The sequence below is a fragment of the Tessaracoccus rhinocerotis genome, assembly GCF_007197885.1.
GTDB lineage: Bacteria > Actinomycetota > Actinomycetes > Propionibacteriales > Propionibacteriaceae > Arachnia > Arachnia rhinocerotis.
On the sequence record NZ_VKKG01000002.1, the window covers coordinates 522,533 to 545,715 of the forward strand.

Here is a 23,183-nt window from a genome sequence, read left to right on the forward strand (position 1 = left end):
GCAGATGAGGCCTCGATGTGGGGTTGGTTAGAGAGTTCTAATGCGCGGTGAAGGTCGCGATCGTGACCTGGAGCGTGACCTCGCCGGCGGGCACCCGGGCGGGGGTGGAGTGGAAGGCGTTCGGCCCCATCCCGACCAGGGCGGTGGCCTCTTCCTCGTCCAGCCGGAGCAGACGTCGGACCTCGGTGCGTGCGACCGGCCGAAGCAGGTCCCGGAGCTGGTTGGTGACCCCCTCCAGCTTGTCGGCGCCGACGTCCAGCAGGTCGTGCGCACGCCGCAGCTCCACCAGGTGTTCGGGGCCCGGGACCACCACTACGAGCAGGCCACCGGGGCGCAGCACCCGGGCGAACTCGGCGGCGTTGCGGGGGGCGAACACGCACAGCACCGCGTCCACCGAGGCGTCCGCCAGTGGCAGCCCGGCCCAGGTGTCGGCGACGGCGGCGGCCATCCGCGGGTGGGCCCTGGCGGCCCGGCGGGCGGCCGCGGGGGAGACGTCCGTCGCCAGGCCGAGGGACCTCGGGGAGGCGTCGAGGGCGCGGGCCAGGTAGTGGCCGGTGCCCGCACCCACCTCGAGGAGTCGTTCCCGGCCGGCGACGGCGTCTGCCACCGGTTCGCTGACCGGCGAGTAGTGGCCGGAGGCCAGGAACCGCTCCCGGGCTGCCAGCATCGCCGGGGTGTCGGCGTTGGCCGGAGCGGCGCGCCCCAGCAGGTTCACGTGGCCCTGCCGTGCGACGTCGAAGCCGTGGCCCGACTCGCAGCCCAGCACGGAGCCCGCCACCGCCATCGTTCCGCGACAGTTCGGGCACGCGAGCCACCCCGCGACCCGGCGAAGTGCCTCAGTCGGCGGCACTGGTGACTTCCTCGGCCTCCCGCTCGGTCCTGCGCGCCCGGGCCTCGGCCAGGCGGGCGCGCTTCTCGGCCCGCTGCCGGGCCTTCTTCCGGTCCTGCAGGTCGGCACGGATCAGCACCCCGATGCCGATGAGGGCGATCCCGCCGAACGCGAACCACTGCAGCGCGTAGGAGAAGTGGTTGCCCTCGTCGAGGGTGGGCGGCTCCATGGGCACCAGGGCCTCCCCGTTCGCCGGATCGGAGGTGGCGAGGATCACGTAGCCGGGCAGGAGGACTCGTCCCAAGGAGGCGCCGATCGCCTCCGAGTTGATGAGCCGCACCTTGAAGTCGTGGGGGACCACGGCGGTCTCGTCGCCCTGCTCATCCCGGTGGACGTAGCCCATGACGGCCACCTCGCCCGTGGGCGGTTCGGGCAGTACCTCCGTGTCCGGCTGGCCGGCCTGGCGTGCGATGAAGCCGCGGTCCACGAGCACCGAGTCGCCCTCGAGCGTCTCGAACACCGCCGCGACCTCGATCCCGGCGGAGTCGTCGTAGTTGCGGTAGCGCACCTGGTACTGCTCGCCGGTGTAGCTGCCGGTGAGTTCGACCCGCTGCCACTGCTCGTCGTCGGCGATCGGGGAACCCATCACCTCGCGGTAGGGCACCGGTGCCAGGCCCTCGTTCGCCACGACGGCGCTGTTGCCCTCGCGACGCTGCTCCAGCCGGTCCAGCTGCCACTCGCCGAGCTTCACGCACGCGAATGCAACGAGGCTGAGGAACACCGCGAGGGCCACCCAGCGCAGGATCATCTTCTTCACTCGTCGTCCTCCACGACGCCCTGGATCACTTCGGAGGGGGGCAGGGCGATCCGGTCCTCGTCGACCTCCGGGGCCAGGGGCGGCGGCCGGTGGTCGGAGTTGTTGGCCATCAGCACGGCGACCATCGGCAGGAACGCCGCCGCCAGCAGCGTCACCACCTTCCACCAGCCGGGGACGACCAGGAACGCGAAGAAGCACGCGGTCCTGATGCTCATCGTGATGAAGTAGCGACGTTCGCGCTCGTCCACGTCCAGCGTCCGGCTACGCGCAGCACTGGTGATGAGCTGCGAGTCCGAAGCGTGCCGTGAGAATGCCATGGTCTGTCCAGCATATGCCCGTTGCGGTAGGTTGACGCCGTGGAAGAATCTCGCGTTGTCCTCGTAACCGGCGGCTCCAAGGGAATCGGCCGTGTGATCGCCGAACGGTTCCGCGACGCTGGCCACCGCGTCGCGGCAACCTACCGTTCCGGGGGAGTGCCCGACGGCGTCCTCGGCCTGCAGTGCGACATCACCGACCAGGCCCAGGTGGACGCCGCCTTCGAGCAGGTCGAGTCCGAGCTCGGACCCGTGGAGGTCCTCGTCGCCAACGCCGGCGTCACGAAGGACACCCTCATCCTGCGAATGAGCGACGAGGACTGGGACCAGGTGATCGACACCAACCTGACCGGCACCTTCCGCGTGGTGCGGCGCGCCGCCCGCCCCATGACGCGGGCCCGGTTCGGGCGCATCATAATGATCTCGTCGGTCGTGGGCTTCATCGGGTCCCCGGGGCAGTTGAACTACGCCGCCTCCAAGTCGGGGCTCGTGGGCATGGCCCGCAGCCTCACCCGCGAGCTCGGCAGCCGCAACGTCACCGCCAACGTGATCGCGCCCGGCTTCATCGAGACCGACATGACCGCCGTCCTGCCCGAGGAGACCATCAAGGGCTACAAGGCCCGTATCCCCTCGGGCCGGCTCGGCAGCTCCGACGACGTCGCCGCGGCGGCGCTCTTCCTCGCGGGCGACGGCGCGGGCTACATCTCCGGTGCCGTGCTGCCCGTCGACGGCGGCCTCGGCATGGGTCACTGACAACCAGAAAGAAGACATGGGAATCCTCGAAGGCAAGAACGTCCTCGTCACCGGCGTGACGATGAACTCCTCCATCGCCTACGCGACCGCCGAGATCGCACAGCGGGAGGGGGCCAACGTCGTCGTGTCCGCCGCCGGGCGCGCCGTCAGCCTCGCGCGGCGCGTCGTGGCGCGCATGGAGCAGCCGCTGCCCCTGGTCGAGCTTGACGTGACAGACCCCGAACACCTCGCCAACCTGCCCGAGACCCTGGGCGAGCACCTCGAGGGCGGACTGGACGGCATCGTCCACTCCATCGCGTTCGCCGATCCCGCCAAGGCCCTCGGCGGCGCGTTCCTGTCCACGGACTGGGAGTCGGTCTCCAAGGCCATCGAGATCTCCGCCTACTCGCTGCAGAGCATCACCATGGCCGCGAAGCCGATGCTGAACACCGGCGCGAGCATCGTCGGCCTCACCTTCGACGCCCGTGTCTCGTGGCCGTCGTACGACTGGATGGGAGTGGCGAAGGCTGCGCTGGAGTCCACGTCGCGCTACCTGGCCCGCTACCTCGGCCCCGACGGCATCCGCTCCAACCTGGTGGCGGCGGGCCCCATCGACACCATGGCGAAGAAGGCCATCCCGGGCTCCGCGGACTTCAACGCCATCTGGTCCGAGCGGGCGCCGCTGAAGTGGGACGCCACCGACGCCGTGCCCGCCGGCAAGGCGGTCGTCGCGCTGCTGTCCGACTGGTTCCCCGCCACCACCGGCGAGATGATCCACGTCGACGGCGGGCTGCATTCCACCGGGGCCTGACCACGCCCCACCCACCACCCCGGTAGGGTTGGTGGCATGACAGCGGTGGCGGAACTTGCGGGTGTGACGGTCAAGCGCGGGGACGCGGTCCTGTTGGACCAGGTCGACCTCACCGTCACGGAGTCTGACCGTTGGGTGGTCATCGGCCCCAACGGCGCCGGCAAGACCACCATGCTCCAGATCCTCGCCGCCCAGATGTACCCCACCGATGGTGTGGTCGGGCTGCTGGGGGACGTCGTGGGCACCGTGGACGTCTTCGAGCTGCGGCCCCGGATCGGGCTCACCTCCACCGCCCTGGCGGAGCGCCTCCCGCGCGCCGAGCGCGTGGTCGACGTCGTGCTCTCGGCCGCCTACGCGGTCCTGGGGCGCTGGAACGAGGAGTACGAGGCCGAGGACAACGAGCGGGCCATGGCGCTGCTGGAACAGCTGCGCATCGACCACCTGGCCGACCGCACCTTCGGCACCCTCAGCGAGGGCGAGCGCAAGCGCACCCAGATCGCCCGCGCCCTGATGACGGACCCGGAACTGCTGCTGCTGGACGAGCCCGCCGGCGGGCTCGACCTCGCCGGCCGCGAGGCACTCGTCGACACCCTCTCCGACCTCTTCCTCGACGAGTACGCGCCCGCCTCGATGCTGGTCACGCACCACGTCGAGGAGATCCCGCTCGGAATCACCCACTGCCTGCTGCTGGCGGACGGCCGGGTCGTGGCCGCCGGCCCCATCGAGGAGACCCTCACCGACGAGAACCTCAGCGCCACCTTCTCGATGGCGCTGCACGTCAGCAACAGCGACGGTCGTTGGGCCGCAAGGTCGGTGGCCCGGCATGGATGACTTCCTTGCGTGGTTCAGGGACTTCGCGTGGGCCGGATGGGGCATCCTCGCGGTGGGCCTGGCCGCGCTCGAGATGCTCACCATGGACCTCACCCTGCTGATGCTGGCCTCCGGCGCACTGGCCGGTGGTCTCACCGCGCTGGTGGTGCCCGGCCTGTGGTGGCTGCAGGTCATCGTCGCCGTCGTCGTGGCGGTGCTGACGCTGCTGTTGCTGCGTCCCACCCTGCTGGACCGGGTCCGCAACGCGCCGGGATACCGCTCGTCCCTCGAGAGCCTGGTGGGCTCGTCGGGCCGCGCCACCGCGCAGATCGACGCCCGTGGCGGCGAGGCCAAGGTCTCAGGGCAGGTCTGGGACGCCCGGTCCTTCGACCCTGACGTCACCATCGCAGAAGGCCACGAGATCGAGGTCTACGGTCTCGACGGCGTCACCCTCATCGTCTATCCCGTGAGGCCGCAGGGCCAGCTCGGGAGCAACTGACAAACGGAGGAACAATGGAGTTCATCGCAATCGGCATCGCCATCGTCGTGGTGCTGTTCCTGGTCATGATGCTGAAGATCGTCCGGCAGCAGCAGGTGGGGCTCGTCGAGAGGCTGGGCAAGTTCCGGCGTCGGCTGGACCCGGGGCCGCACCTGGTGATCCCGGTGTTCGACCGCATCGCCTACACGATGGACATGCGCGAGGAGGTGGTCCCGTTCCCGCCACAGGGCGTGATCACCGAGGACAACCTCATGGTCTCCATCGACTCGGTGATCTACTTCCAGATCGTCGATCCGGTGCGGGCCGCCTACGAGGCGCAGAACTACCACAACGCCATCGAGCAGCTCACCATGACGACGCTGCGCAACATCATCGGCGGCATGGACCTCGAGGCGGCGCTCACCTCCCGCGAGGAGATCAACCAGAAGCTGCGGATGGTGCTCGACGAGGCCACGGGCAAGTGGGGGATCAAGGTCAACCGCGTCGAACTGCGCGCCATCGACCCGCCTCCCACCATCCGCGATGCCATGGAGAAGGGTGCCCGCGCCGAGCGGGACAAGCGAGCCGCGATCCTGCTGGCCGAGGGCCAGCGGCAGTCGCAGATCCTGCAGGCCGGCGGTGACCGGGAGTCCGCCATCCTGCGGGCACAGGGCGACCGCGAGGCGCAGGTGCTGCGGGCGCAGGCGGACCGGCAGGCGCAGATGCTGCGCGCCGAGGGCGAGGCACAGGCCATCACCACCGTCTTCGGGGCGATCCACGCGGGCCAGCCCGACCAGGGTCTGCTGGCCTACCAGTACATGCAGATGCTGCCGCGACTGGCGTCGGGCGACTCCAACAAGATGTGGATCATTCCGAGCGAGTTGAACGACGCGCTCAAGGGACTCGGCCAGGTCTCGGGGGCCGACGACGTGCGCGACTACATCTCCAAGGTGGGCCAGAACTTCGAGGCCCCCGAACGCATCGACGTGCAGGCCGAGATCGCTGCCCAGCGGGACCAGGACAAGGAACGGTCCAACGCCACGATGCAGCAGGCGATCGCCGAGGCGCAGGCGATGGAACAAAACCCGGTGGGTCGGCGGCCACGCGGCAACGGCCGGGCCGAGCTGGACCGGCCGCAGTCCGAGGCGCCCGTGGAACAGCCGGTCAGCGAGGTCCGGGACCCGGAGCCGGAGCCAGACGACCAGCGATGACGGTGCAGGCCAGCAGCTGCAGTTGGTGGAACACCATCAGCGGCAGCACGATGAGGCCCACTTCCTGACCTGCGAACAGGACACTGGCCATCGGCACCCCGGTGGCCAGTGACTTCTTGGTGCCGCAGAACAGGATGGCGATCCGGTCGGCCCGGACGAAACGGAACCAACCCCCCAGCTGCCAGGTGAGCCAGAGCATGGCTCCGAGCAGCAGCACCGACAGCCCCGCCATCACCAGTAGATCCGTGAACGGCAGGTCCCGCCAGCTGCCCTGCGCGAAGAAGTCGGAGAAGGCGCTGTAGACCACCAGGCAGATCACGCCCTGGTCCCAGTACTTGATCCTCCTCGCGTGCGCCGCCATGAACCGTGCGGTCCAGCGTCGCGACAGCTGGCCCAGCACGAACGGCAGCAGCAACTGGACAAGTACGCCCACGAACTGTTCCAGGCCGACGCCACCGGATCCCGTGGCGGGCAGCAGCAGGACGACCAGCAGGGGGGTGAGGACCACTCCGAGCAGGTTCGACGCCGTCGCGGAGACCATGGCGCCGGGCACGTTGCCACCCGCGAGCGAGGTGAACGTGATCGATGACTGCACCGTCGACGGCACGAGGCACAGGAATGCCAGGCCGAGCCTGGTGGCGGGCCCGACCACGCCGTCGGGCAGGGCCAGGAAACCGATCGCCACGAGCGGGAACACTACGAAGGTGCAGGCCAGGATCAGCAGGTGCAGCCTCCAGTGCCGCAGTCCCGCGACCGCCTCGTGGACGGACAGCTTGGCCCCGTAGCCGAAGAACAGCACGAAGATGGCCACCTTCGTGGCCCAGTCGACCACCACGGCGGCGTCCCCGGTGGCGGGGAGCAGGAAGGCCAGCAACGCGGAGGCGAGGATCAGCAGCAGGAACGGGTCGATCCGCGACCGGGAGGAAGCCATGTGAGCAAACGTACCGGCCACGTGCCCCCGGACGCGCGCCCGGCGCGGTGGTTGCGCCCGCTCGCCGGGCACTACCGTTGGGACCATGAACGATCGCCCCCCACACCGTGACGTCCATGCTCGTTGAGGTCACCGACGCCGCCGACCCCCGACTGGGCGACTACGTCTCGCTGCGGGACTCCAAGCTGCGGCGCAACCTGGAGCAGGCCGAGGGCCTGTTCATAGCCGAGGGCGAGAAGATCATCCGCCGGGCGGCGGAGGCTGGTGCCCGGCCGCGCTCGTTCCTGCTGCAGGAGCGGTGGCTGGCCGGGCTCGACGACGTGCTCGCCGGCCATGCCGACGTCCCCTGCTACGTCGTGAGTGCCGAGCTCGCCGAGCGGGTCAGCGGCTTCCACGTCCACCGTGGCGCGCTGGCCTCCTACGTCCGCCCGCCCGAGGCGCCGTGGGAGCAACTGCTGGGGGCCAAGCGTCTGGTGGTGTGCGAGGACATCGTGGACCACACCAACATCGGCTCCATCCTGCGGGTGGCGGCCGCGCTCGGCTGGGGCGGTGTCGTCGTCTCCGCCACTTGCGCGGACCCCCTGTACCGAAGGGCCGTGAAGTCCTCGATGGGGGCGTCGCTCCAGCTGCCCTGGCGCCGGATGGCCGACGACGACGAGCTGCAGCTGCTGCGCGCGGCGGGCTTCACCCTGGTGGCGGCCACCCTCACGCCCGGCTCCGTCGCCCTCGACGAGTACCGACCCGAGGGGAGGGTCGCGCTCCTGCTGGGCAACGAGGGCCACGGCCTGAGCCGTCGCTGGCAGGAGGCCGCCGACGTCGCGGTCACGATCCCGATGGCAGAGGGCATCGACTCCCTGAACGTCGCCACCGCCGCCGCGGTCATGGCCTACGTGCTGCGCTGACCCTCGCCAAGACGCGAACGAGCCCCGAAGGGTCTGTGAGGACCCTTCGGGGCTCGTGGCTCTCGAGCGACCGCGTCAGCTGAAGCGGACGATGTTGTTGAAGACCTCCTTGGTCACGGTGCGGTAGGTGTTGCCGTTGCGTTCGATGACCGTGGCGGTCACGTAGCTGCGGCAGCCGTTGCCGCCCACGGCGGGGGTGTCGCACTCGGTGCGCCACTGCCTGCCGTCGGCTGCGGTCCAGCGTCCGGTGTGGCCCAGGGGGTTGTCGGCCCAGGCGCTGCGGGGTGAGCCGAGGTAGGTGAGGTTGTTGAAGGTCCAGCCGTTGTGCTGGTAGTAGGCGCCGTTCCAGGTGCCGATGGTGGTGCCCCAGATGTAGGTGAAGCAGCGCACGGTGATCGAGTAGGGCTCGCACACCGTCATCCAGCGGCGTCCGTTGACGTCGTGGAAACCGGGTGTCTCGTAGAGGTCCCCCTCGGGCTCCTCCGTGGGCTCCTCCGACGGCTCCTCGGTGGGCTCCTCGGTCGGCTCGGTCGTCTCGCCCAGCTGCAGGCCGATGATCACGGGGTCGTGGTCCGATGAGCGGTAGGGGTCTGCCGCCCAGAGAGCGTCCTCGTTGTCGGCCTTGAACTCCATGGAGTAGTCGAACAGGTCCGACTCGTCGGAGTTGATGTGCCACGACGAGGTGCCGACGACGTCTGCCGCTGCGGCCTCGTTCGCGAGGCCGTAGTCGAGGTAGCCGAGCTGGCCGTCGAAGACGTAGGAGTACGCCTCGTCGCCGTTGAACCGCTTCTCGAGGTCGGTGTAGCCGGCCTCGACGAACACGTCGATCGGGTCCTCGTAGTCATAGGAGTTCAGGTCGCCCATGACGATGGTGCGGCTGGAACCCTGGCCGGTGGGGTCGGTCGCCAGCCACTCCACGATGTCCTGCGCGGCCTCCACCCTGGTGAGGTTGCAGTTGCCGGAGCCATCGCCGGTGTCCGGATCCTCCGGCAGGCAGTCAGAACCCTTCGACTTGAGGTGGTTGACGTTGAGGCTCACCAGTTCGCCGGAGGCGATGTGGCGGAACGTCTGGAGCAGGCTCGGCCGGTTCTTGCCGTCGTTGAAGTCGAGCGCCTCGAAGTCGCCGACCGGCTCCGCAGTGGCGGTCTTGTAGATGATGGCCTGGAAGATCTCGTCGGTGCCCACGACCCCGGTGTCGATGAAGTCGTAGGTGCCGGCGCCGACCTCGGCGTTCAGCCCGGCGACGAGGTGCGCGACCGCCGTCGGTGCGTTGTTCTCGATCTCCATCAGCCCGACGACGTCGGCATCGATCTCCGCGAGGGCCGCGACGATCTTGGCCTGCTGGCGCTCCAGCTCGGTGGAGGTGACGGCCCCGCGCTCGTTCAGCGTCGTGAAGTAGTTGAGCACGTTGAAGGAGGTGATCTTGAAGTCGCCGCCGACCTCGGGGACCGCCGGACGCTCGTTGACGGCCGTGTAGTCGGCCCCCTGCGTCGGCTGGACCTTGTAGGTGTTGTTGCGGTAGCTCATGATGCCGGTCAGGTTGGTCACCTTGTCGCCGCCGCGGAAGTAGTTGTCGCGGGCGAACGGCTCACCGTTGGGGTGGATGGCGGGGGAGACGTTCTGGGAGTTGAAGCCGTCGTCGGCGATCACGCGGTTCGCCGCGTTCTGCGCCGCGATCGCCTGGGCCGCCGGGCCGGGCTCGGCGACCCCGGTGGGGGTCCACTGCCGGTCGAGACCGTAGACGATCTCCCCGAAGCGGTCGAAGTTGAAGAACTCGAGGATCGTCAGGTCCTGCGGGAATGTCACGTACATGCCCTCGTAGCTCTCGAAGTCACCCACCGGGACGGTGAGTTCGGTGGCTGCGATCGGGTCACCCGCGGCGGCGAGCACCGTCACCGAGGTGGGGTTGAGCTGCGTCTGGCCGAAGGCCTCCACTACCGTTCCCGCGATGCGGACCTGCTCGCCGACGGCGCGTGGCTCGGCGTCCGGGGCGTAGACGAACAGGCCGTCGCTGGTGGCGTCGTCGCCGTCGCCCTCGTCCTGGACGTAGTAGCCGTTGAACTGGCCGTTGCCCTGGAAGGTGGCGGTCACCCAGGCGTCGATCGTGACGGCCTGGTTGACGTACGGGCTCGTGTCCGTGCTGCCCTGGATCTCGCCGATCGTCAGGTCGCCCGGCTGCGGCGTCTCCGACGGCTCCTCGGTGGGCTGCGGCTCGACCAGCGGGTCGCACTGGAACGTGCCGAGCGTGGTCGCGTCATTCTGTGGCGAGGCCTCGAAGTCGACTGAGGGGTCGTAGGCGTCGGACGGGTCGTTGTCGACCGTGCAGGCCTTCTTCGTGAGGGTCATCTCGCTGGTGGCGACCTCGTTGGCGGACCAGTTCGTACCCGGGTCGACGCCGAGTTGGCCGATCGAGTCCAGTACGGCGCCGCCTCTGCTCAGCACGAGGGTGTCGTCACCGTTGTAGTTCGCGACCGCGTGCGTCGTGTCCCCGGCGGGCACGAGGGCCCACTGGGAGTTGGTGACCAAATAGTGCCCGCCGGAGGCAACACTGCCACTCAGCGCCAAGGTCGACTGGGGGCTGGTGCCGCCGTTGGAGTACAGGGTGAGCGAGTAGCCGCTCAGGTCCAGTTCGGCTGTCGTGGGGTTGTAGAGCTCCACCGCCTTGTTGTTGCTGCTGCCCTCGACGTAGACGCTGATCATCAGGTCTGCCGCCGGCGCCGCCTGGGCGGGCGACACGGCCAGGGCGCCGAGGCCGGCCAGCGTCGTTGCGGCCGCCGCGGAGAGCGCGGCGATGCGACTGCGAAGTTTCATGGAACACCTTCTCCTAGGGATCTGTCGCGACCCTACGGAGCCGCGGTTAATTCTGGGTCCAGAGAAGGTGAACGCTACCTTTCGGAGGGGGGTTCGTCAGGTGAACGTGGGGAACGTCACTCCGCGGCGGCGGCGGGGGTGGCGACGGCCTTGGGGGAGACCGGCCAGTCGTCGGGGTAGCGGTAGGCGAGCTCCGCAACCTGCTCGTCAAGCTTCCGGCGTGCACGCGACGAGAGCCGGTCACCGAAGACGGTGCCGTTGAGGTGGTCGGTCTCGTGCTGGTAGCAGCGGGCGAGCAGTCCGGTGCCGAGCAGGTCGACGTCGTTGCCCTCGGCGTCCTGACCGGTGCAGCGTGCCCGGTCCGGGCGCGCGACGCTCTGGTAGCCGCCGGGCCAGGACAGGCAGCCCTCGTCGCTGGCGTCAAGATTGCGGTCCTTGCCCGTGGGCAGCTCGACGACGGGGTTGCACACCACGCCACGCTCGATCACGTCGTCGTCGTTGGGGCACTCGTAGACGAACACCGACAGGCCGACGCCCACCTGCGTGGCGGCCAGCCCGACCCCCTCTGCGGCCCGCATGGTGGCGAACATGTCACGGACCAGCTCGTGCAGCTCCTCGCCGAACTCGGTCACGGGCTGCGTCTGCTCATGCATCACCGGGGTGCCCCAGCGGGTGATCGGACGAATCTTGCCGCCAGTGGTCAGGTCCAGGGCCATTTGGGTTCTCCTCGCCGGGGGTGTGTCTGCAGTGAACCAGTATGCCGTGTCCGGCACACTGGGGCCCATGGCGAAGGACGACCACGGGTGGCGGGCGGTGATCGAGGAGTACCGCACGCACCTCTCGTCGGATCGCGGCCTGTCCGAGCACACGGTGCGCGCCTACGTCTCGGACCTCACCGCCCTGGCTGGTTTCGTCGGACGCCCCCTGTCCGAGGTCACGCTCCAGGTGCTCCGGGCATGGCTCTCCGACCTGGCCGAGGCCGGTGCCGCAGCCTCCACGATCCAGCGCCGCGTGGCCTGCGTGCGGGGGTTCTTCGCGTGGGCGACGAAGGTGGAGGGACTGCTCGAGGTGGACCCGGCCTCCCGGCTGCGGGCACCGAAGCGGCAGCGGAGGCTGCCGCGGGTGCCCTCGGCGACGGCGGTGGGGGAGAGCCTCGCCGCCACCCAGGCCAGGGTGTCGGAAGGTGAGGGTCCGGTGGCGGCACGCGACCTCGCCCTCTTGGAGTTGCTCTACTCGAGCGGTCTGCGCGTCTCAGAACTGTGCGGCATTCGCGTCCGGGACGTCGACACGGAACGCGGCACCATCCGGGTGCTCGGCAAGGGTGGCAAGGAGCGGAGCGTGCCGGTGGGTGCGCCGGCGCGTCGCGCCCTCGCCGCCTGGCTGGCAGCCCGTCCGGAGCTCGCCGGACCGCAGAGCCCGGACCTCGTCTTCCTCGGGGCGCGCGGGGGTGCGCTCGACCCGCGGGTGGCGCGTCGGGTCGTCCACGAAGCGACCCGTGCAGGCGGAGCCGAGGTGGCACCCCACGGCCTGCGCCACGCCATGGCCACGCACCTGTTGGAGGGCGGCGCGGACCTGCGCTCCGTGCAGGAGATGCTCGGCCACGCGTCGGTCGCCACCACACAGGTGTACACGCACGTCACCTCGCAGCGGCTGCGGGAGGCCTTCCGCCAGGCGCATCCCCGCGCCTGAGCCCTTGACCGATCGACAGGTCTCGCGATAGGTTGCGAGAAAGCGCTTTCACGAGTTCTCGGCAACGTAGCCGAACCAACCCGGAGGTCGACGATGAACCCACGTACTCCCACCCCGACGCGGAGGGTCCTGACCCTCGCACTCGCGGTGGCCATGGCCCTCGCACTGGCCGTCACCGGGCTGGGGGTGGATGCCCCTGCGCGGGCGGAGGAGTCACCCGACGTCCTCAACCCCAGCGCCATGCCGATCGGTCCGATCACCTCCGACACCCAGGTGGGCCGCTACACAATCCGGGCCACGGAGGCCGCCGCGGTGGAGGTGGATGCGCAGGAACGCACCGGCGGCGAGCACGTGTTCACCCAGCGCCTCAAGCTGAACGGTGGTGGGACCCCGGAGCGGCGCTCCGTTGCGTTCACCACCTTCGGGCCAGCAGTCCTGAACGCCTACGCGCTCAGCGCCAGCGCCAGCGCGGACCGCCAGTTGGCGCTCTACACGCAGGACGGCACCCTCGTCGAGAGCCTCCCCGCCTACGGTGCGCCCACCGACATCCCGCTCGCCCGGTTCACCGTGCCTTCCGCCGGCAGCTACTACGTCGCGTCCCCGTCCTCCGGGGTCAACATCTTCCACCTGGAACTGGTCGACGGCGTGGCCCCCGAGCGCCCCGCCTGGGACCTTGTCGCCGCGCCGGTGGTCACCGGCGTGCACCAGGACGGACCCGACCTCCTGGTCGACTTCGACGGGCTCGTGGGCTTCGACGGCGCGGACATCGCCACCGCCACGCTCTACGACAGCGGCGGCACCGCCGTCGCTACTGGCATGTCCGGGGCCCAGGCCGCGTCCGGAACCATTGCGCTCACGCCGAGCACCTCCGGTGACTACGCGGTCGAGGTGGCGCTGCAGCGCACCGACGAGGACCTTCCGAAGGTCTCCCCGCGGGCGGACGCGCCCGGGTTCGTCCTGCCCCTCGGCGCCTCCGAGGTCCTCGCCGCCCTAACCACAGCCGTCGCCGACGGGAGCGCCACGGTCACGGTCGAGTGGGCCGCCGTGGCGGAGGCCGAGAGCTACGTCGTCGAGTTCCGTGAAAGCGGATCCACGGACTGGGGTGCGCTGGCTGCGACCACCGAAACCAGTGCCGACGTCACGGGCCTGGCCCCGGGCGACAGGATCGAGATCCGCATCATCTCGCACCGCGGTTCGGAGGCCACCTTCTCCGAGGTCCACACCGTCGAGGTCAGTGACGAGGTCGAGAGGTGGCTGGAGGCCCATGCCGGCGTGTCCAGCAACGGCACCCTGGTCCACCACGCCGACGGCTCCATGACCTTCGACATGCGCGGCAACAACGGCAAGATCGCAGACTCCGAGGACGGGTTCCACTACTACTACACGGAGATCGACCCGCTCACGGAGAACTGGACGCTCTCGGCCAGGTTCACCGTCGACGACGCCTCCGGCAAGGACAACCAGTCGGGATTCGGCATCATCGCGGTGGACACCTTCGAGCCAAACAACCGGGACGCGCGCTACTTCAACAGCGTGGGCACCATGTCCGCCAAGTACGTCCGAGACCTCGGCGAATCCGTCGACACCCGCTACGGCACCCCCGGCAGCAAGGTGGTCACCGGCTACACCGACGGCCCCCGGGTCGCCACCCCTGCCCGGGACATGACCGGTTCGGAGCCGTTCGACTGGACCTGGCGCGACGGCCTGGCCGAAGGGGTGAACATGAACCCACCCCGCTTCGTGGACGGTGACGTCTACGAGTACACCCTGCGCAAGTCCAACACCGGTTTCCACGCCATCTGGAGCGTTGACGGCGAGCGGCACGAGATCATCACCTACGAACCCGACCTCCTGCTGCAGCAGACGGGGGACTCCTACTACGTCGGGGTGTTCGCAGCCCGCAACATCGAGGTCAGCGTCAGCGACCTGGCCTTCAGCACCATTCACCCGGACGACGACGAGGAAGCACTGGAGCGTCCGGTCACCCGGGTGACGCCGTGGCTGACGGCCGACGTCACCCGCACCACCCCGCACCGCAGTATCGAGGTGCCGCTGCTGTCGAACGTCCACGGCGTGGCCTCCGTCGTGGACCAGCGAGGAACCGTCATCGGCGGTCCTGTCGACCTCGAACCCGGAGCCGCCACCTCGGTGGTCGTGCCCCTCGCCGACGGCGTGAACGAGTACACCGCGACCCTCACCCCCGCACCACGCCAGGAGCAGACAGGCCTGGGCGAGTACGAGGACCTCGACTCCTACGAGCCGTTCAGCATCCCGCTGACGATCACCGTCGCCTCCTACGGGCAGCCCGGACAGTCGATCCACGTCGCTGCCGACGGGAGCCCCGCCGGCGACGGCACGCCCGGCAGTCCGCTCGACCTGCACACCGCCGTGGCGCACGTGCAGCCCGGGCAGCAGATCGTTCTCCAGCCCGGCACCTACCGACCGACCCGCAAGGTCACGATCGAGCGTGGCAACGACGGCACCCCCGCGCAGCCGATCGTCCTGATGTCCCGGCCGGGCAGTCGCGCCCTGCTCGACCTGTCCGGGTCACCTGACGGGGGCATCCACCTCCGGGGCGACCACTGGCACCTGTACGACCTCGAGATCACGGGATCGCGTGGATACCAGAAGCCGATGCTGATCAGCGGCCACCACAACGTCGTCGAGCGCATCGAGTCGCACCACAACGCCGACACCGGGATCCAGATCTCCGGGAACGCCGCCGAACCGCGCTCGATGTGGCCGTCGCACAACCTCGTGGTCTCGAGCGTCTCGCACAACAACGCCGACCCCCTGGCGAACGATGCGGACGGATTCGCCGCCAAGATCACCGCGGGGGAGGGCAACGTCTTCCGGCACTCGATCGCGCACCACAACGTCGACGACGGCTGGGACCTGTACGCGAAGTCGACGCAGGGACCCATCGGCGACGTGGTGGTCGAGCACTCGGTTGCCTACCGCAACGGCTGGCTCGAGGAGGCGCCCGACGTCACGGGCGAGGGAAACGGCTTCAAGCTGGGCGGTGAGAACATGCCGGGGGCGCACCTGCTGTCGAACTCCGTCAGCTTCGACAACGCCGGCGCCGGGGTCACCTCGAACTCCGGGCCGGACGTGATCGTTGACGACGTGACCTCGTATGCCAACGCGGGCCCCAACCTGAGGCTCTACACCTCCGCCGCGCAGACGGACTACCGGGTGCGCGGCCTGTTGTCCGCCGACGGTGGGGCCGCCGACAGCATCGGCCTGCGGGAGCAGCCCGACGACATCACTGGCGATCCCTCCAACGTCCTGGACGGTGTCACCGCCGGCGGGGAGCCGGTGACCGACGACTGGTTCGCCAGCGTCGACCTCGACGTCGTCCCGCGGATCGCGCCGGACGGCAGCGTCGACATGCAAGGCCTGCTCGAGCTCCTCGAGCCGGGCGCCGGTGAGTGGGGTGCCCGCCTGGGAGCGCACCCATCCCCGACGGTGATGGAGCTGTACCCGCCAGTGCAGCCCGTGACGGAGGTGCCGACCCCGGAGCCGTCGCAGGAGCCCACGGAGGAGCCGACCGAGGAGCCGGATGGCGACCTCTACGAGACGCCCGGTTTCCACGACGTCAACGGACGCCGCTGGATGACGGTGTGCGAGCCCTACTCGATCACCGTGCGCTGCTTCACCTACATCTGGGGCACCACCATCGGCACCTGGAACGGCGCCTACTACCAGCACAACGGCTGGACCTTCAACAACCTCACCTACCTCGGCTCACCCCGCAGCGCCTGGGCCGACAACCCCCTGGGCCACACCGGACGCTGGACCGCAGCCGACGGCAGGCAGTGGCGCACCGAGTGCGACACCCCCGCCGTGGGCGGCAACGGCTGCCGCAGCTACGTGAGCGCCACGGTCATCGAACGCAACGGCAACACCTACCGCACCGTGACCAAGGAGGTCTTCAACAACATCGTCCGCTTCAACTGAGGCCACCCGCCACGGTGAGCGGGTCCACCAGTTCGCCGCCGCGCCAGGTCATCCAGTGCAGGTGGCAGCCGGTGGACAGCCCGGTGCTGCCCACGGCGCCGAGCACCGCGCCGACCCCCAGCCGCTGTCCCTCGTGGACGTCGATGCGTTGCAGGTGGGCGTAGGCGCTGCGGCCGCCGGGATGTTCGACGATGACCCGGTTGCCGTAGGCGACGTGGTGCTGGACGACGGCCACCCGACCGGCCCACGGCAGCCTTACGGGCGTGCCGCACGCGGCGCCCAGATCCAGGCCGTCGTGGAGCTTGCGGACGCCCGTGACCGGGTGGGTGCGCATGCCGAAGCGTGAGGTCACCCTCCCCGGCACGGGAGGCGCACCGCCCGCCATGGCTGTGGTGGCGGCCCTGAACGAGGGAGGGGTGACGGCCACGGAGCCGGCCGGGAGGAGTCGCACCTCGCGAACCGCGAGGTGAGACAGCGGGTCGAAGTAGTCGACGCCGTCGGTCAGTCCCCAGTGCAGGCAGCCCCCGGTGCAGTGCCCGGCCACCACTTGCCCGATGACCGCGCCCGCCGCGACGACCTCGCCCTCGGACACCTCGGGCCGCACCGGGGTGTAGGTGGTCCGCAGCCCGTTGCCGTGGTCGACCGAGACCGAGGGGCGGCCCGCCACGCTGCCGGCGAAGTGGACCACCCCCGCGGCCGCGGAACGCACGGCCTCGCCCCGGCGGGCCGCGAGGTCAACGCCCCGATGCCCTGGGGACCATGGGTGCGGTCCGGCACTGAACCCCTCCAGCACGGCGCCCGGGACCGGTCTTCGGAGGAGCAGGTCTTCGGCGCGCGACGGGGTTGCGGTGGTCAGCAGCAGCGAGACGACGACGAGGGCGGTCAGGAGCAGGGTTCGGGTGCGCATGCCCACACTCTGGGAGTCCGCGCGGGTGGTCCGTCTTTGTCCACAGGGGCGAGGTTGGCGATCGGGGTCGCCGGAGTCTAGAATGACGACCGCAATCGGTTCGCCGATTGACTTCGCATGCGCTTCGCGGGAAACCGTCGGTGGCCGCGTGGTCCCGCCAGTCGGGTGCCGCCGCCGGGCGCGTCAGGAACGGCCCCGTCCGCGGGGTCCCGGAAACCACCGTGGGCCAACGTGCCCACCCGAGAAAGTGGCGGACCCAAGTGTCCGCTGTGAAAGGAACGGCCATGGCCGTCGTCACCACCCGCCAGTTGCTGGAGTCGGGCGTCCACTTCGGACACCAGACCCGTCGTTGGAACCCCAAGATGAAGCGGTTCATCTTCGCCGAGCGCAACGGCATCTACATCATCGACCTGCAGCTCTCGCTGAGCTACATCGACAAGGCCTACGCCTTCGTCAAGTCCACCGTCTCCCGCGGCGGCCAGGTGCTGTTCGTCGGCACCAAGAAGCAGGCCCAGGAGGCCATCCAGGAGCAGGCCACCCGCGTCGGCATGCCCTACGTGAACCAGCGCTGGCTCGGCGGCATGCTGACCAACTTCCACACCGTCGCGAAGCGCATCCAGCGCCTCAAGGAGCTCGAGGTCATGGACTTCGAGAACGTGGCGGCAAGCGGCCTCACGAAGAAGGAGCTGCTGCAGCTCGAGCGCGAGAAGACCAAGCTCGACAAGACCCTGGGCGGCATCCGCGACATGACCAAGACGCCGCAGGCCGTCTGGATCGTGGACACCAAGAAGGAGCACCTCGCAGTCGACGAGGCCCGCAAGCTGCGGATCCCCGTGGTCGGCATCCTCGACACCAACTGTGACCCCGACGAGGTCGACTTCGCGGTTCCCGGCAACGACGACGCCATCCGCTCCGTCGCGCTGCTCACCCGCATCGTCGCCGACGCAGTCGCCGCCGGCCTGATCGAGCGTTCCTCCGGCAAGTCCGGTGAGCAGGCCGCGTCCGAGCCCATGCCCGACTGGGAGCTCGAACTGCTGGCCAAGTCCGAGGCCGAGGCTGCTGCGGCCGCCGAGGCGCCGGCCACCGAAGAGGCCCCCGCCGCCGAGGCTCCGGCCGCTGAGGAGGCCCCAGCCGCTGAGGCGCCGGCCGCTGAGGAGGCTCCCGTCGCTGACGAGGCCCCCGCCGCTGACGAGGCCCAGGCAGAGGAGGTCGCCGAGGCTGCAGAGGTCGTCGAGACCAAGCTCACCGAGGAGGCCGACGTCGAGGCTGCCGAGGTCAAGGCCACCGAAGAGAACACCGAAACCAAGTAATCCTCCTACCCAGACGGGAACACTGACTGATGGCAATCACAGCCGCAGACGTTAAGAAGCTCCGCGACGCCACCGGCGCGGGCATGATGGACGCCAAGAACGCACTGGTCGAGGCCGAGGGTGACTACGAGAAGGCCATCGAGGTGCTCCGTGTCCACGGTCTGGCCAAGGCCGCGAAGCGGGCCGACCGCGAGGCCAGCAACGGCATCGTCGCGGGCAGGGACGGCGCCCTGATCCAGTTCGCCGCCGAGACCGACTTCGTCGCGAAGAACGCCGAGTTCGTCGCACTGGCGGACCAGATCATCGACGCGGTCCTCGCCAGCGGGGCCACCGACGTCGAGTCCACCAACGCCGCGGAGCTCGCCTCCGGCGAAACCGTCGCGGACGCCGTGAAGGAACTGGGCATCAAGATCGGCGAGAACATCGCGGTCGCGAACGCAGCCAACTTCGACGGCACCACCCACCTGTACCTGCACCGTCGCGCCGCAGACCTGCCTCCGCAGGTCGGCGTGCTGGTCGAGTACACCGGTGGCGACGAGACGCTGGCCCACCAGGTGGCCATGCAGATCGCCTCCATGAGCCCGAGCTACGTCTCGCGCGACGACGTCCCCGCGGACGTCGTGGAGAACGAGCGTCGCATCGCCGAGGCCACCGCGCGCGAGGAGGGCAAGCCCGAGGCTGCCATCTCCCGCATCGTCGAGGGCCGTGTGGGCGGGTACTTCAAGGACGTCGCGCTGCTCGACCAGCCGGCCGTCTGGGAGGACAAGAAATCCGTCGGTGACCTCCTGAAGGCCGCCGGTGCAGAGGTGACGCGGTTCGCCCGCTTCGCCATCACCGCCTGAGCGCAACCAATCGGTGGCGTGTGCCGCGAGAACTCGCGGTACACGCCACCGTCTGCGTCCGGGGCATCCCCGGGACGATAGGCTTCAACGGAAACGACCGCCACAACCCCGAGGGGACAAATGACCAAGCAATACAAGCGGGTGCTGCTGAAGCTCTCGGGGGAAGTCTTCGGCGGCGGCAAGCTGGGTGTGGACCCGGAAACCCTCCGCGGCATCTCCAAGGAGATCGCGGACGTCGTCAACAGGGGCGTGCAGGTGGCGGTCGTCGTGGGTGGCGGCAACTACTTCCGCGGTGCCGAACTCAGTCAGTCCGGCATCGCTCGTGATCGCGCCGACTACATGGGCATGCTCGGCACCGTGATGAACAGCATCGCCCTCTCGGACTTCCTCGAGAAGGAGGGCGTCAACACCCGCGTCCAGACGGCCATCACGATGGGCCAGGTCGCCGAGCCCTACATCCCGCGCCGCGCGGAGCGCCACATGGAGAAGGGTCGCCTCGTCATCTTCGGGGCGGGCTCCGGAATGCCCTACTTCTCGACCGACACCGTCGCTGCCCAGCGCGCGTTGGAGATCGGCGCCGAGGTCCTCCTGATGGGCAAGCAGGGAGTCGACGGCGTGTACAACGCGGACCCCGTGAAGGACCCGTCGGCAACCAAGTTCGAGCACCTCACCTTCGACCAGTTCCTCGCCGAGGACCTGAAGGTCGCCGATGCCACCGCCATCGCGCTGGCCCGGGACAACGACCTCAACATCGTGTTCTTCAACCTCTCCGAGCCCGGCAACATTGCTCGCGTCGTAGACGGCGAGCAGATCGGGACGCTTGTCACCCGCTGACCCCAACAGGAAGGAGGGCGGTCGGTCATGATCGCCGAAACCCAGAAGGAAGCCCAGGCCAAGATGCAGCAGGCGGTGGACTTCGCACGCGATGACCTCGCCACCATTCGCACCGGCCGGGCGCATCCCGCGATGTTCTCGTCGCTCCACGCCGACTACTACGGCGCCCCGACCCCGCTGCAGCAGTTGGCGACCTTCACCTCGTCCGACCCGCGATCGATGCTGATCACGCCCTTCGATCGCAGCGCCATCACTGCCATCGAGAAGGCGATCCGCGACGCGGAGCTGGGCGTGAACCCGAGCAACGACGGCAACTCCATCCGCATCGTGATGCCCGAGCTGACGCAGGAGCGTCGCAAGGAGTACGTCAAGATGGCCAAGGCCAAGGCCGAGGACGCGCGTGTGGTCCTGCGCAACGTGCGCCGGCACGCCATGGACCAACTGAAGAAGCTGCAGAAGGACGGTGAGATCAGCGAGGACGACCTCGCCCGCGCCGAGAAGGCGATGGACGCATCCACCAAGAAGTTCGTCGACAGCGTCGACGAACTGCTCAAGTCCAAGGAAGCCGAGCTCAGCGAGATCTGATGCCCACCACAGTCGCGAGCGAGCCAGCCTCGACGCCGAGGGGTGGCCGGAACCTGCCGGCCGCCATCGGTGTCGGTCTGGGGCTCATCGTGGCGTTGGTGGTGGGGTTGGTCTGGGTCCACTGGTTCTTCGTCCTGCTCACCGCGGCCGCACTGTGCCTCGGTGCGGTCGAGGTGCACATGGCGCTGGAGCGCAAGGGCATGCACGCCGCGATCGTGCCCATCGTCGTAGGCACGGCCGTGAGCATCATCGGCGGTTGGGCGGTGGCCCGGTTCGACCTGATGGCGCCGTCGAACTTCATCGTCGCCTGCCTGGGGGCGACACTGTTGGCGAGCTTCACCGCCCGCCTGCGCGGAGGGTCGGAGGGGTTCCTGCGCGACGCCGCCGCCTCCGCCCTGATCATCGCCTACATCCCGCTGCTGGGGGTGTTCGTCTCGCTCCTGATGGGCGAGCAGGACGGTGCCTTCAGGATCCTGGTCATCGTGCTGTGCGTCACCGCTGCCGACACCGGGGCGTACACGTTCGGTTCGATCTTCGGCAAGCACAAGCTCGCGCCACAGATCAGTCCCAGCAAGACCTGGGAGGGCGTCATCGGCGGCGTCGCCACCGCTGCGGGGATCGGGGTGGCCGCCGTGCTCCTGTTCTTGGACTCTCCCTGGTGGGTGGGGCTCGTGCTCGGGATCTGCTGCGCGCTGGCGGGTACACTGGGCGACCTCGTCGAGTCGCTGATCAAGCGCGACGCCGGGATCAAGGACATGTCCAACTTCCTTCCCGGACACGGTGGCGTCATGGACCGACTCGACTCGCTGCTGGCCGCGGTCCCCGTCGGCTGGCTCGTCCTACACCTCGCCCTGGGGGCCTGAAATGCCAACACTTCTTCCGCTCGTCTTCGAGGCACCGCGCCGCGGCAAGCCGCCGCGCCACTGGCTGGACCTCTCGCCCGAGGAGCGCCGCGACACCGCCGAGAAGCTGGGGCTGCCGAAATTCCGGGCGGACCAGATCTCCCGCCACGTCTTCGACCACCTGTCCGACGATCCCGACGGCTGGTCAGACGTCCCGGCCGCCATCCGCGCCGACCTGGCCGAGCAGCTCTTCCCGTCCCTTCTGGAGCAGGTCACCCGGCGCACCGCGGACAAGGGCACCACCGTCAAGACGCTGTGGAAGCTGCACGACGGCTCACTGCTGGAGTCGGTCCTGATGCGCTACCCCAACCGCTCCACGCTCTGCATCTCCTCGCAGGCGGGCTGCGGCATGGCCTGCCCGTTCTGCGCCACCGGACAGGGCGGCCTGAAACGCAACCTCTCCCAGGCAGAGATCACCATCCAGGCGTTCGCCGCCAACCAGATGATCGCCGCAGGCGAGGTCCCGGGCGCCACCGGGCGACTGAACAACATCGTGTTCATGGGCATGGGTGAGCCGCTGGCCAACTACAAGCCGGTGATGGGCGCCATCCGGACACTGCTGGAGCCGTCCCCGAACGGATTCGGGATGAGCGCGCGCGGCATCACCGTCTCCACGGTCGGCCTGGTCCCGCAGATCCAGAAGCTCACAGAGGAGGGCCTGCCGCTCACCCTGGCCGTGTCGCTGCACGCCCCCGACGACGAACTGCGCGACGAGATCGTGCCGGTGAACAACCGGTGGAAGGTCGATGAGGTGGTCGATGCCGCCTGGGCCTACGCGGAACGCACCAAGCGTCGGGTCTCCATCGAGTACGCCATGATGCGCGACATCAACGACCAGGTGGCTCGGGCGAACCTGCTGGCCGACGTCCTGAAGCGGCGTGGCGACTGGGGCTGGGTGCACGTCAACCTGATCCCGCTGAACCCCACGCCGGGCTCGAAGTGGACCGCCTCCCGCAAGGAGGACGAACGTGCCTTCATCCAGACACTGGAGCGCCGCGGCGTACCGGTCACGCTGCGCGACACCCGCGGCAGCGAGATCGACGGCGCCTGCGGGCAACTGGCCGCCACCGTCGAGTCCGAGAGCGCCTGAGTCACTCCGAGGGCTGCTCGAACCCGCTCGGGGACTCCGAGGGGCTGGGAGCCGACCGGTTGCGTCGGCGCCGCTGGTACCTGCCGATCCTGGCCGCGCCCTCCGGCTGCTGGAACCCGGGGCCGCGCCGCTTGTCGACGTCGCCGCCGCGGAACCGTGCCCGCAGCCGCTCCAGCAGCGTGGGTTGGCGGACGCCTGCGGCAGGCGGTGTGGCGCCGGGGCGAGTCGGTGACTCGTAGTCCCCGATGAACACGCGCTGCTTGGCGGCGCGCTCGAACTGTGGTCCACGGGGCCTCTGCTGCATGCACCAAGCGTACGGGGGCCGCGCCCACATCATGGAAACTGGTCCTCGGATGGGGTGATCGGGCTCCGGGAAGCTAGGATCGGCCTGTTTGTTGCAAATCGGGAACTTAGGGAG

The 23,183-nt window shown here is 69.3% G+C and carries 21 protein-coding genes and 1 pseudogene; 14 read left to right on the top strand and 8 right to left on the bottom strand.

Annotated elements, in window-relative coordinates:
• Positions 1-37: 37 nt before the first annotated feature.
• From FOJ82_RS07570 to FOJ82_RS07580, 3 genes are read right to left on the bottom strand one after another with little or no spacing between them, the layout of a single operon-like run.
• Complete coding sequence (locus tag FOJ82_RS07570) at positions 38-850, bottom strand: methyltransferase domain-containing protein (protein WP_342780568.1); 813 nt, start codon at positions 848-850, stop codon at positions 38-40.
• Positions 837-1,637, bottom strand: coding sequence for an SURF1 family cytochrome oxidase biogenesis protein (locus FOJ82_RS07575; protein ID WP_246099807.1), 801 nt, complete (start codon positions 1,635-1,637; stop codon positions 837-839). The genes FOJ82_RS07570 and FOJ82_RS07575 overlap by 14 nt, the downstream gene beginning before the upstream one ends.
• 5 nt (positions 1,638-1,642) lie before the next feature.
• Entirely contained in the window at positions 1,643-1,963 is a 321-nt protein-coding gene (locus FOJ82_RS07580; RefSeq protein WP_143937843.1) for a DUF3099 domain-containing protein, read from the bottom strand.
• A gap of 39 nt (positions 1,964-2,002) precedes the next feature.
• On the opposite strand from FOJ82_RS07580, the gene fabG reads away from it, so the two are divergent.
• Genes fabG through FOJ82_RS07605 form a run of 5 tightly spaced genes read left to right on the top strand, consistent with a single transcriptional unit; the run spans position 2,003 to position 6,002 of the window.
• Positions 2,003-2,713, top strand: a complete 711-nt coding sequence (gene fabG / locus FOJ82_RS07585) for a beta-ketoacyl-ACP reductase (RefSeq protein ID WP_143937844.1) — start codon at positions 2,003-2,005, stop codon at positions 2,711-2,713.
• A gap of 16 nt (positions 2,714-2,729) precedes the next feature.
• On the top strand, positions 2,730-3,503 hold the full coding sequence (gene fabI, locus FOJ82_RS07590; RefSeq protein ID WP_143937845.1) for an enoyl-ACP reductase FabI: 774 nt from the start codon (positions 2,730-2,732) through the stop codon (positions 3,501-3,503).
• 36 nt (positions 3,504-3,539) lie between these two features.
• Positions 3,540-4,334 (top strand): ABC transporter ATP-binding protein, encoded by a 795-nt coding sequence (locus FOJ82_RS07595; RefSeq protein WP_143937846.1) that lies wholly within the window; start codon positions 3,540-3,542, stop codon positions 4,332-4,334.
• Positions 4,327-4,812 carry an NfeD family protein gene (locus tag FOJ82_RS07600; RefSeq protein WP_143937847.1) on the top strand — a complete coding sequence of 162 codons (486 nt, stop codon included), beginning with the start codon at positions 4,327-4,329 and terminating at the stop codon, positions 4,810-4,812. Before FOJ82_RS07595 ends, FOJ82_RS07600 begins: the two co-directional genes overlap by 8 nt.
• Before the next feature lie 14 nt (positions 4,813-4,826).
• The gene (locus tag FOJ82_RS07605; RefSeq protein ID WP_143937848.1) at positions 4,827-6,002 is read left to right on the top strand and encodes an SPFH domain-containing protein; all 1,176 of its coding nucleotides are present in this window, start codon (positions 4,827-4,829) and stop codon (positions 6,000-6,002) included.
• Here FOJ82_RS07605 and FOJ82_RS07610 read toward each other — a convergent pair.
• Positions 5,956-6,933 (bottom strand): bile acid:sodium symporter family protein, encoded by a 978-nt coding sequence (locus FOJ82_RS07610; RefSeq protein WP_143937849.1) that lies wholly within the window; start codon positions 6,931-6,933, stop codon positions 5,956-5,958. The two genes, FOJ82_RS07605 and FOJ82_RS07610, sit on opposite strands and share 47 nt — an antisense overlap.
• A gap of 116 nt (positions 6,934-7,049) precedes the next feature.
• Here FOJ82_RS07610 and FOJ82_RS07615 point away from each other — a divergent pair, with 116 nt between their 5' ends.
• Positions 7,050-7,835, top strand: a complete 786-nt coding sequence (locus FOJ82_RS07615; protein WP_143937850.1) for a TrmH family RNA methyltransferase — start codon at positions 7,050-7,052, stop codon at positions 7,833-7,835.
• A 75-nt stretch (positions 7,836-7,910) separates the two neighbouring features.
• Here FOJ82_RS07615 and FOJ82_RS07620 read toward each other — a convergent pair whose 3' ends face one another.
• On the bottom strand, positions 7,911-10,646 hold the full coding sequence (locus FOJ82_RS07620) for an ExeM/NucH family extracellular endonuclease (protein WP_143937851.1): 2,736 nt from the start codon (positions 10,644-10,646) through the stop codon (positions 7,911-7,913).
• Positions 10,647-10,762: 116 nt separating this feature from the next.
• A pseudogene (gene def / locus FOJ82_RS07625) lies at positions 10,763-11,394 on the bottom strand (peptide deformylase).
• 35 nt (positions 11,395-11,429) lie between these two features.
• On the opposite strand from def, the gene FOJ82_RS07630 reads away from it, so the two are divergent.
• Entirely contained in the window at positions 11,430-12,335 is a 906-nt protein-coding gene (locus FOJ82_RS07630; protein WP_143937853.1) for a tyrosine recombinase XerC, read from the top strand.
• 93 nt (positions 12,336-12,428) lie between these two features.
• Positions 12,429-16,295: a right-handed parallel beta-helix repeat-containing protein gene (locus tag FOJ82_RS07635; protein ID WP_143937854.1), complete on the top strand. Its 3,867-nt coding sequence runs from the start codon at positions 12,429-12,431 to the stop codon at positions 16,293-16,295.
• Here the strand turns inward: FOJ82_RS07635 and FOJ82_RS07640 are convergent.
• Positions 16,288-17,202: a peptidoglycan DD-metalloendopeptidase family protein gene (locus FOJ82_RS07640; RefSeq protein WP_143937855.1), complete on the bottom strand. Its 915-nt coding sequence runs from the start codon at positions 17,200-17,202 to the stop codon at positions 16,288-16,290. The genes FOJ82_RS07635 and FOJ82_RS07640 overlap by 8 nt on opposite strands.
• Positions 17,203-17,486: 284 nt before the next feature.
• Between FOJ82_RS07640 and rpsB the strand changes: the two genes are divergently transcribed.
• From rpsB to rlmN, 6 genes are all read left to right on the top strand, one after another.
• Complete coding sequence (rpsB, locus tag FOJ82_RS07645) at positions 17,487-18,512, top strand: 30S ribosomal protein S2 (protein ID WP_143937856.1); 1,026 nt, start codon at positions 17,487-17,489, stop codon at positions 18,510-18,512.
• Between the two features lie 29 nt (positions 18,513-18,541).
• The gene (gene tsf / locus FOJ82_RS07650) at positions 18,542-19,354 is read left to right on the top strand and encodes a translation elongation factor Ts (protein ID WP_143937857.1); all 813 of its coding nucleotides are present in this window, start codon (positions 18,542-18,544) and stop codon (positions 19,352-19,354) included.
• A gap of 120 nt (positions 19,355-19,474) precedes the next feature.
• Positions 19,475-20,188 (top strand): UMP kinase, encoded by a 714-nt coding sequence (pyrH, locus tag FOJ82_RS07655; RefSeq protein ID WP_143937858.1) that lies wholly within the window; start codon positions 19,475-19,477, stop codon positions 20,186-20,188.
• Between the two features lie 30 nt (positions 20,189-20,218).
• Positions 20,219-20,773 (top strand): ribosome recycling factor, encoded by a 555-nt coding sequence (gene frr, locus FOJ82_RS07660; RefSeq protein ID WP_246099808.1) that lies wholly within the window; start codon positions 20,219-20,221, stop codon positions 20,771-20,773.
• On the top strand, positions 20,773-21,636 hold the full coding sequence (locus tag FOJ82_RS07665) for a phosphatidate cytidylyltransferase (RefSeq protein WP_143937860.1): 864 nt from the start codon (positions 20,773-20,775) through the stop codon (positions 21,634-21,636). Before frr ends, FOJ82_RS07665 begins: the two co-directional genes overlap by 1 nt.
• A 1-nt stretch (position 21,637) precedes the next feature.
• A complete protein-coding gene (rlmN, locus tag FOJ82_RS07670) occupies positions 21,638-22,765 on the top strand; it encodes a dual-specificity RNA methyltransferase RlmN (protein WP_143937861.1) in 1,128 nt (375 codons plus the stop codon).
• A 1-nt stretch (position 22,766) separates the two neighbouring features.
• Here the strand turns inward: rlmN and FOJ82_RS07675 are convergent, their stop codons facing one another.
• On the bottom strand, positions 22,767-23,069 hold the full coding sequence (locus FOJ82_RS07675) for a hypothetical protein (protein WP_143937862.1): 303 nt from the start codon (positions 23,067-23,069) through the stop codon (positions 22,767-22,769).
• Positions 23,070-23,183 lie beyond the last annotated feature (114 nt).

Excerpts from the sequence above, each read along its gene's own strand:
- FOJ82_RS07575 (WP_246099807.1), bottom strand. The coding sequence starts at position 1,637 with ATGATCCTGCGCTGGGTGGCCCTCGCGGTGTTCCTCAGCCTCGTTGCA.
- FOJ82_RS07580 (WP_143937843.1), bottom strand. The coding sequence starts at position 1,963 with ATGGCATTCTCACGGCACGCTTCGGACTCGCAGCTCATCACCAGTGCT.
- fabI (WP_143937845.1), top strand. The coding sequence starts at position 2,730 with ATGGGAATCCTCGAAGGCAAGAACGTCCTCGTCACCGGCGTGACGATG.
- FOJ82_RS07595 (WP_143937846.1), top strand. The coding sequence starts at position 3,540 with ATGACAGCGGTGGCGGAACTTGCGGGTGTGACGGTCAAGCGCGGGGAC.
- FOJ82_RS07600 (WP_143937847.1), top strand. The coding sequence starts at position 4,327 with ATGGATGACTTCCTTGCGTGGTTCAGGGACTTCGCGTGGGCCGGATGG.
- FOJ82_RS07605 (WP_143937848.1), top strand. The coding sequence starts at position 4,827 with ATGGAGTTCATCGCAATCGGCATCGCCATCGTCGTGGTGCTGTTCCTG.
- FOJ82_RS07610 (WP_143937849.1), bottom strand. The coding sequence starts at position 6,933 with ATGGCTTCCTCCCGGTCGCGGATCGACCCGTTCCTGCTGCTGATCCTC.
- FOJ82_RS07615 (WP_143937850.1), top strand. The coding sequence starts at position 7,050 with ATGCTCGTTGAGGTCACCGACGCCGCCGACCCCCGACTGGGCGACTAC.
- FOJ82_RS07620 (WP_143937851.1), bottom strand. The coding sequence starts at position 10,646 with ATGAAACTTCGCAGTCGCATCGCCGCGCTCTCCGCGGCGGCCGCAACG.
- FOJ82_RS07630 (WP_143937853.1), top strand. The coding sequence starts at position 11,430 with ATGGCGAAGGACGACCACGGGTGGCGGGCGGTGATCGAGGAGTACCGC.
- FOJ82_RS07635 (WP_143937854.1), top strand. The coding sequence starts at position 12,429 with ATGAACCCACGTACTCCCACCCCGACGCGGAGGGTCCTGACCCTCGCA.
- FOJ82_RS07640 (WP_143937855.1), bottom strand. The coding sequence starts at position 17,202 with ATGCGCACCCGAACCCTGCTCCTGACCGCCCTCGTCGTCGTCTCGCTG.
- rpsB (WP_143937856.1), top strand. The coding sequence starts at position 17,487 with ATGGCCGTCGTCACCACCCGCCAGTTGCTGGAGTCGGGCGTCCACTTC.
- tsf (WP_143937857.1), top strand. The coding sequence starts at position 18,542 with ATGGCAATCACAGCCGCAGACGTTAAGAAGCTCCGCGACGCCACCGGC.
- pyrH (WP_143937858.1), top strand. The coding sequence starts at position 19,475 with ATGACCAAGCAATACAAGCGGGTGCTGCTGAAGCTCTCGGGGGAAGTC.
- FOJ82_RS07665 (WP_143937860.1), top strand. The coding sequence starts at position 20,773 with ATGCCCACCACAGTCGCGAGCGAGCCAGCCTCGACGCCGAGGGGTGGC.
- rlmN (WP_143937861.1), top strand. The coding sequence starts at position 21,638 with ATGCCAACACTTCTTCCGCTCGTCTTCGAGGCACCGCGCCGCGGCAAG.
- FOJ82_RS07675 (WP_143937862.1), bottom strand. The coding sequence starts at position 23,069 with ATGCAGCAGAGGCCCCGTGGACCACAGTTCGAGCGCGCCGCCAAGCAG.